The 8150-nt window shown below is 70.5% G+C and carries 5 protein-coding genes; all 5 read left to right on the forward strand.

The window, feature by feature from the left end; genetic code table 11:
* Positions 1 to 6 precede the first annotated feature (6 nt).
* The 5 genes from HZF07_RS22775 to HZF07_RS22795 are packed head-to-tail and all read left to right on the forward strand — an operon-like array spanning position 7 to position 8137.
* The gene (locus tag HZF07_RS22775; RefSeq protein WP_157339837.1) at positions 7 to 2004 is read left to right on the forward strand and encodes an alpha-1,4-glucan--maltose-1-phosphate maltosyltransferase; all 1998 of its coding nucleotides are present in this window, start codon (positions 7 to 9) and stop codon (positions 2002 to 2004) included.
* The gene (gene treS, locus HZF07_RS22780; RefSeq protein WP_181645618.1) at positions 2001 to 3731 is read left to right on the forward strand and encodes a maltose alpha-D-glucosyltransferase; all 1731 of its coding nucleotides are present in this window, start codon (positions 2001 to 2003) and stop codon (positions 3729 to 3731) included. The genes HZF07_RS22775 and treS overlap by 4 nt, the downstream gene beginning before the upstream one ends.
* Positions 3732 to 3748: 17 nt before the next feature.
* Positions 3749 to 5158, forward strand: coding sequence for a maltokinase N-terminal cap-like domain-containing protein (locus tag HZF07_RS22785; RefSeq protein ID WP_309504944.1), 1410 nt, complete (start codon positions 3749 to 3751; stop codon positions 5156 to 5158).
* On the forward strand, positions 5155 to 7359 hold the full coding sequence (gene glgB, locus HZF07_RS22790; RefSeq protein WP_157339838.1) for a 1,4-alpha-glucan branching protein GlgB: 2205 nt from the start codon (positions 5155 to 5157) through the stop codon (positions 7357 to 7359). Before HZF07_RS22785 ends, glgB begins: the two co-directional genes overlap by 4 nt.
* A gap of 16 nt (positions 7360 to 7375) precedes the next feature.
* Entirely contained in the window at positions 7376 to 8137 is a 762-nt protein-coding gene (locus HZF07_RS22795) for an NUDIX hydrolase (RefSeq protein WP_181645620.1), read from the forward strand.
* Positions 8138 to 8150 lie beyond the last annotated feature (13 nt).

The following is an 8150-nucleotide window of genomic DNA, read 5'->3' on the forward strand; positions in this document are numbered from 1 at the left end:
GAGTTCATGGTCGGACGAATCCCCATCATGGAGGTCATGCCCGTCGTCGACCTCGGCCGCCAGCCGGCCAAGGCGACAGTCGGAGAGCCACTCCCCGTCCGTGCGACCGTGTTCCGCGAGGGACACGACCGGCTCGGGGCGGAGGTCGTGCTGATCGACCCGCAAGGCCGGCGCCGGGCGCCGGTGCGGATGAGCCAGGAGTCCGATGTCCCCGACCGCTACACCGCGTGGGTGACGCCCGACCAGCCCGGCGCCTGGACCTTCGAGATCGCCGCCTGGTCGGACCCGGTCGCGACCTGGCAGCACAACGCCGGCGTCAAGGTGCCGGCCGGCGTCGACGTCGACCTGATGTTCACCGAGGGTCGGCTGCTGCTCGAGCGGGTGCTCGGCACGCTGGACCCCCGGGACCCCGAGACCAAGCAGGCCACTGCCGTGCTGCGGGCCGGGATCGAGGCCGCCACCGACACCAAGCGGCCGGCCGCGGCCCGCCTCGCGGCACTCCAGGCGCCCGAGCTGACCCGGGTGCTCGCCGCGCACCCGCTGCGCGAGCTGCTGACGGTCGAGGGCCCCTACCCGGCGTACGCCGACCGCTCGAAGGCGCTGTTCAGCAGCTGGTACGAGTTCTTCCCGCGCTCGGAGGGTGCGACCAAGGACCCCCAGACCGGCAAGGTCACCACCGGCTCCTTCGAGACCGCTGCCAAGCGCCTCGACGCGGTCGCCGCGATGGGCTTCGACGTCGTCTACCTGCCGCCGATCCACCCGATCGGCGAGGTCAACCGCAAGGGCCCCAACAACACCCTCGACCCCGGACCGGACGACACCGGGTCCCCGTGGGCGATCGGGTCCAAGCACGGGGGCCACGACGCGATCCACCCCGACCTCGGGACGTTCGACGACTTCGACGCCTTCGTCAGCCGGGCCCGGTCGCTCGGCCTCGAGGTCGCGCTCGACCTCGCGCTGCAGGCGGCGCCCGACCACCCGTGGGTGACCAGCCACCCCGAGTGGTTCACCACGCGCGCCGACGGCACGATCGCCTACGCGGAGAACCCGCCGAAGAAGTACCAGGACATCTACCCGGTCAACTTCGACAACGACCCCAGCGGCATCTGCCAGGAGGTGCTGCGCATCGTCCGGCTCTGGATGTCGCACGGGGTGCGGATCTTCCGCGTCGACAACCCGCACACCAAGCCGGTGGCGTTCTGGGAGTGGCTGCTCAAGGAGATCCGCCGCACCGACCCCGACGTGCTCTTCCTCGCCGAGGCGTTCACGCGTCCGGCGATGATGCGCACCCTCGGGGCGATCGGCTTCCAGCAGTCCTACACCTACTTCACCTGGCGCAACGGCAAGAGCGAGCTCGAGGACTACCTCCTCGAGCTGGCGCACGAGACCGACCACGTGATGCGGCCGAACTTCTTCGTCAACACCCCCGACATCCTCCACGCGTTCCTGCAGTACGGCGGGCCCGCGGCGTTCAAGATCCGTGCGGTGCTGGCGGCCACCGGGTCGCCGAGCTGGGGCGTCTACTCCGGCTACGAGCTCTACGAGCACGTGGCGGTCAAGCCCGGCAGCGAGGAGTACCTCGACTCGGAGAAGTACCAGATCCGGATCCGCGACTGGGACGCCGCCGAGCGGGAGGGGCGCACGCTCGCGCCGTACCTCACCCGGCTCAACGAGATCCGCCGCGCACACCCGGCGCTCCAGCAGCTGCGCAACGTCGCCGTGCACTGGAGCGATGACGACAACGTCCTCGTGTTCAGCAAGAGCGCGCTGCTCGCCGGCGGGCAGCGCGACACGGTCATCGTGGTGGTCAACCTCGACCCGCACGCGGCCCGCGAGACCACCGTCCACCTCGACCTCGCCGCGCTCGGGCTCGACGAGCACGCGACGTTCGTGGTGCACGACGAGATCAGCGGCGCGGACTGGACCTGGAACCAGCACAACTACGTCCGGCTCGATCCCTACCACGAGCCGGCGCACGTGCTGACGGTCAGGAGCGGCCGGTGACGGAGGAGACCACGACCACCACCGACCTCAAGGTGCTCAACGAGCGCACGCCCGACTGGTTCAAGACCGCGGTCTTCTACGAGGTGCTGGTGCGCGCCTTCCGCGACTCCAACGGCGACGGCACCGGCGACTTCCGTGGCCTGGTCGAGAAGCTCGACTACCTGCAGTGGCTCGGCGTCGACTGCCTCTGGATCCCGCCGTTCTTCCCGAGCCCGCTGCGCGACGACGGCTACGACGTCGCCGACTACACCGGCGTGCACCCCGAGATCGGCACCATCGACGACTTCCGGTTCTTCCTCGGCGAGGCGCACAAGCGCGGGATCCGCGTGATCATCGACTTCGTCATGAACCACACGAGCGACCAGCACGAGTGGTTCCAGCAGTCGCGCACCGACCCCGACGGCCCCTACGGCGACTTCTACGTCTGGTCCGACTCCGACGAGCTCTACCAGGAGGCGCGGATCATCTTCGTCGACACCGAGCCGTCCAACTGGACGTGGGACCCGGTGCGCCAGCAGTACTTCTGGCACCGGTTCTTCTCCCACCAGCCCGACCTCAACTTCGACAACCCGAAGGTGCACGAGGCGATCCTCGACGCGATCCGCTTCTGGCTCGACATGGGCATGGACGGGTTCCGCCTCGACGCCGTGCCCTATCTCTACGAGCGGCCCGGCACCAACGGCGAGAACCTGCCCGAGACCCACGAGATGCTCAAGAGGGTCCGCAAGATCGTGGACGACGAGTACCCCGGCCGGGTGCTGCTGTGCGAGGCGAACCAGTGGCCCGAGGACGTCGTGGAGTACTTCGGCGACTTCGAGGTCGGCGGCGACGAGTGCCACATGGCCTTCCACTTCCCGGTGATGCCGCGCATCTTCATGGCCGTGCGGCGCGAGTCGCGCTTCCCGATCTCGGAGATCCTCGAGCAGACCCCGGCGATCCCCACGAGCTGCCAGTGGGGCATCTTCCTGCGCAACCACGACGAGCTCACGCTCGAGATGGTCACCGACGAGGACCGCGACTACATGTGGGGCGAGTACGCCAAGGACCCCCGCATGAAGGCCAACATCGGCATCCGCCGGCGGCTCGCTCCCCTCCTCGACAACGACACCAACCAGATCGAGCTCTTCAACGCGCTGCTGCTCTCGCTGCCCGGGTCGCCCGTCCTCTACTACGGCGACGAGATCGGCATGGGCGATAACATCTGGCTCGGTGACCGCGACGGCGTGCGGACGCCGATGCAGTGGACCGCCGACCGCAACGCCGGCTTCTCCTCCGCGACTCCCGGCAAGCTCGACCGCCCGGTGATCCAGGACCCGGTGTTCGGGTACCAGTCGGTCAATGTGGAGGCCCAGCTCGAGAACTCGTCGTCACTGCTGCACTGGACGCGGCGGATGATCCACGCGCGCCGCAACCACCCGGCGTTCGGCCTCGGCACGTTCCACGACCTGGGCGGGTCGAACCCGTCGGTGCTGTCCTACGTCCGCGAGCACGTCGACGCCGACGGCAAGGAGGACCTGATCCTCTGTGTCAACAACCTGTCCCGCTTCCCGCAGCCGGTCGAGCTCGACCTGCGTCGGTTCGAGGGCCGGCGGCCGGTCGAGCTGCTCGGCGGCGTCCCGTTCCCGGAGATCGGCGAGCTGCCGTACCTCCTCACGCTGGCCGGCTACGGCTTCTACTGGTTCCGGCTCACTGCGCCGGAGCCGACCGAGGAGGGGCTGCTGCTGTGACCGAGCACATTTCCCGAGTGGATCCCGACGTCTTCACCCGCTACCTGGAGCGCACCCGGTGGTTCGGCGGCAAGGGCCGTCCGTTCACCATCGCGTCCGTGCGCCGCATCGGCGCCCTGCCGCGCACCTCGCAGGACTCCGCCGACGTGGTGATCGACCTCGTCGAGGTCGCCTACGACGACGCCGAGGGCGGCAGCGAGGTCTACCAGGTGCCGATGGCGTTCTACGAGCACCCCGAGGCCCGCCTCGACCACGCGTTCATCGGGTGGTGGGAGGAGCCGGACCGCGGCTGGGTGCACGCCTACGACGCCCTGCACGACCGCGAGTCGATGTACTGCTGGTTGGCCGCCTTTGACCGGGCCGCGCGCGAGGCCGGCGGCAACCTCACCGACGAGAGCGGGCTGCGCTTCCACCGCATCGGCGAGCACGAGCTCGACCTCGACGCCCACTCCACCCTGTTCTCTGGCGAGCAGTCGAACTCCTCGGTCGCCTTCGGCGAGGACGCGCTGATGAAGGTCTTCCGCAAGATCACTCCGGGCGTGAACCCCGACATCAGCGTGCACGACGTGCTCACCCGCACCGGGTCGGACCACATCGCGCGGCTCTACGGGTGGCTCGACTGGGTCGACGAGGACGAGGACACCACCGTCCAGCTCGCGATGCTCCAGGAGTTCCTGCGCACCGCCAGCGACGGCTGGGACCTCGCGCTCGCCAGCGTGCGCAACCTCTATGCCGAGGCCGACATCCACGCCCACGAGGCCGGCGGCGACTTCGCCGCCGAGGCCGAGCGGCTGGGCGTCGCCCTGCGCGAGGTGCACGACGTGCTCGCCGAGCACTTCCCCGTCGACCGGCTCGACGCGGCCGCCGTGGCCGAGCTCGCCGACGCCATGGACGCGCGGCTGGCCGCCGCGCTCGACGTGGTCCCCGAGCTGGCCCAGCACGCCGAGGCCCTGCGCACGGCGTACGGACGGCTGCGTGGGCTGGGCGAGGTGGAGGTGCAGCAGATCCACGGCGACCTGCACCTCGGCCAGACGCTGCGCACCAGCCTGGGCTGGAAGATCGTCGACTTCGAGGGCGAGCCGGCCAAGCCGCTCGTCGAGCGGCTGAAGCCCGACTCCCGGTGGCGCGACGTCGCCGGCATGCTGCGCTCCTTCGACTACGTCCCGCACGTCGTCGAGCGGCAGTTCGCCGAGGACCAGCCCGACGGCGCCGGCCAGCGCGCCTACCGGGCCGAGGAGTGGGCGCACCGCAACCGCAACCACTTCCTCTCGGCGTACGCCGGCGGCGAGCTCAGCGATGCCCAGCAGGTGCTGCTGGAGGCCTATGTCGCCGACAAGGCCGTGTACGAGACCGTGTACGAGACGCGCAACCGTCCGACCTGGGTGGGGATCCCGCTCGAGGCCGTGGCGAGGATCGGAGCGGCATGAGCAAGAGCAAGTCCCCCACCGTCCTGACGGTCGACCCCGCCGAGCTCAGCCAGGTGGCGCACGGCGAGCACGGCAACCCGCACGGCGTGCTCGGCCCGCACCCGCACGACGGCGCGGTGACCGTCCGCGTCCTCAAGCCGCTGGCGGCCCGCGTCGCCGTGCGCTGGGAGGGTGGCGAGGCCGAGCTGACCCACGAGCACGAGGGCATCTGGGTCGGGGTGATCCCGCTGCCCGACGTGCCCGACTACCGCGTGTCGGTCAGCTACGGGCCCGACGAGCACGTGATCGACGACCCCTACCGCTTCCTGCCGACGCTCGGCGAGGTCGACCTGCACCTGATCAACGAGGGTCGCCACGAGCAGCTCTGGGAGGTGCTGGGCGCTCGGGTGCACCACTACCCCGGCGCGCTCGGCCCGGTGACCGGCACGTCGTTCGCGGTCTGGGCGCCCAACGCCCGCGCGCTGCGCATCAAGGCCGACTTCAACAGCTGGGACGGCCGCGAGCACCCGATGCGGCAGCTCGGCACCTCCGGGGTGTGGGAGCTCTTCGTGCCCGGGGTGGGCAGTGGCGCGGCGTACAAGTTCGTGATCCTCGGCCCCGACGGGCAGTGGCGGGAGAAGGCCGACCCGATGGCGGCCTGGGCCGAGAAGCCGGCCGACACCGCCTCGAAGGTCTTCGAGTCCTCCTACGAGTGGGGCGACGACGCCTGGCAGACCGCGCGGCCCGGCCGCTCCGCCGTCGCCGAGCCGATGAGCATCTACGAGATGCACCTCGGGTCGTGGAAGAAGCACCCCGACGGGCGCTACTGGTCGTGGGCCGAGCTCGCCGACGAGCTCCCGGCGTACCTCGCCGACCTCGGCTTCACCCACGTCGAGCTGATGCCGGTCATGCAGCACCCGTTCGGCGGCTCGTGGGGCTACCACGTCACCTCGTACTTCGCGCCGGACTCGCGCTTCGGCGACCCCGACGGCTTCCGGCTCCTCGTCGACCGGCTGCACCAGGCCGGCATCGGCGTCATCCTCGACTGGGTGCCCGGTCACTTCGCGACCGACGAGTGGGCGCTGGCCCGGTTCGACGGCACGCCGCTCTACGAGGACCCGAACCCGCAGCGCGGCTGGCACGCGGAGTGGGGCTCCCACATCTTCAACTTCGGCCGCCGCGAGGTGCGCAACTACCTCTACGCCAACGCGGTCTACTGGCTCGAGGAGTTCCACGCCGACGGCCTGCGGGTCGACGGCGTCGCGTCGATGCTCTACCTCGACTACGCCCGCAAGGACGGCGAGTGGACGCCCAACGTGCACGGCGGGCGCGAGAACCTCGAGGCCGTGCAGTTCCTGCAGGAGATGAACGCGACCGTCTACAAGCGGGTGCCGGGCGTCACCACGATCGCCGAGGAGTCGACGTCGTGGCCGGGCGTCACCCAGCCGACGTCGGCCGACGGCCTGGGCTTCGGCTTCAAGTGGAACATGGGCTGGATGCACGACACGCTCGACTATCTCGCGCACGAGCCGGTGCACCGCGCCTACCACCACGGTGAGATGACGTTCTCGCTCGTCTACGCGTTCTCCGAGAACTTCGTGCTGCCGATCAGCCACGACGAGGTCGTGCACGGCAAGGGCTCGCTGCTGCGCAAGATGCCCGGCGATCGCTGGCAGCAGCTCGCCAACCTGCGCGCCTACCTCGGGTTCATGTGGGCCCACCCGGGCAAGCAGCTGCTCTTCATGGGCTGCGAGCTCGGCCAGGAGTCGGAGTGGGCGGAGTCGCGCGAGCTCGACTGGTGGCTGCTCGACCACCCCGAGCACCGCGGGGTCTCCTCGCTCGTGCGCGATCTCAACGCGGCGTACGTCGGCTCGCCGGCCGTCTGGGAGCGCGACCACGACCCCGCCGGCTTCCAGTGGATCGACGCCAACGACGCGGGCCGCAACATCTTCACGTTCATCCGCCGCGGCACCGGCGAGAGCCCCGACGTGGTGTGCGTGTCGAACTTCGCCGCGGTCCCGCACGACGACTACCGGATCGGGCTCCCCGCCGCCGGCGAGTGGGAGGAGATCCTCAACACCGACGCCGAGTCCTACGCCGGCTCCGGGGTCGGCAACCTCGGCTCCGTCACGGCCGTCGACGGCGAGTGGTCGGGGCAGCCGGCGCACGCCACGATCGTCGTACCGCCGCTGGCGACGGTGTGGTTCCGGCTGCGTCGCTGATGGCTAGTCTTACGGCGTGACCCAGCAGACCACCACCGTGACCACCGTCGCGGAGGGCGTCGCCCGGATCTCCTGGAGCACCGACGAGCCGATCGACGTGGTGCGGCACAGCGTGGTCGCGGCGCTCGCCGACCACGCCCGCGTCGAGGCCCTGGTCGACCCCGACGACGAGGGTGCGCAGCGCACCGCGACGTGGTCCGGGCTGCGCCGTGAGGGCGTGATGCGCGGGGTCACCGTCGACGGCTCCCAGGTCGACCGGATCGTCTACGCGCGGCTGGCCACCGACACCCCGCTCCAGGAGCCGGAGGGCTTCCGGGCACTGCTCAACTCCTTCCTGCCCCGCAAGCGCGCCATCGGGCAGATGCTGCTGCGCGACCAGGACGGCCGGGTCCTCCTCTGCAACCTCACCTACAAGACCGACTGGGACCTCCCCGGCGGCGTGGTCGAGGTCAACGAGTCGCCGCGCGAGGCCGTCGGCCGGGAGATCCAGGAGGAGCTCGGCCTCGACATCCCCGCCGGCGCGCTCGTGCTCACCGACTGGCTGCCGGCGTGGAGCGGCTGGGACGACGCGCTCTGCCTGGTCTTCGACGGCGGCACGCACGACGCCGCGCTCACCGACGCGATCGTGCGCGAGACCCGCGAGATCCGGACCGCGGAGTTCTGCACCATCGACCAGGTCCGCGAGCGCTGCGCCGACTTCACCGCCCGCCGCATCGAGTCGGCGCTGGCGAACCTCGCAGGCGGCAGCGGTCCGGCGTACACCGAGTCGGGGCGCTGAGTCGGGGCGCTGA

Origin of the sequence: Nocardioides agri, assembly GCF_013778305.1 — a bacterium.
In the GTDB taxonomy this organism is placed as follows: Bacteria; Actinomycetota; Actinomycetes; order Propionibacteriales; family Nocardioidaceae; genus Nocardioides; species Nocardioides agri.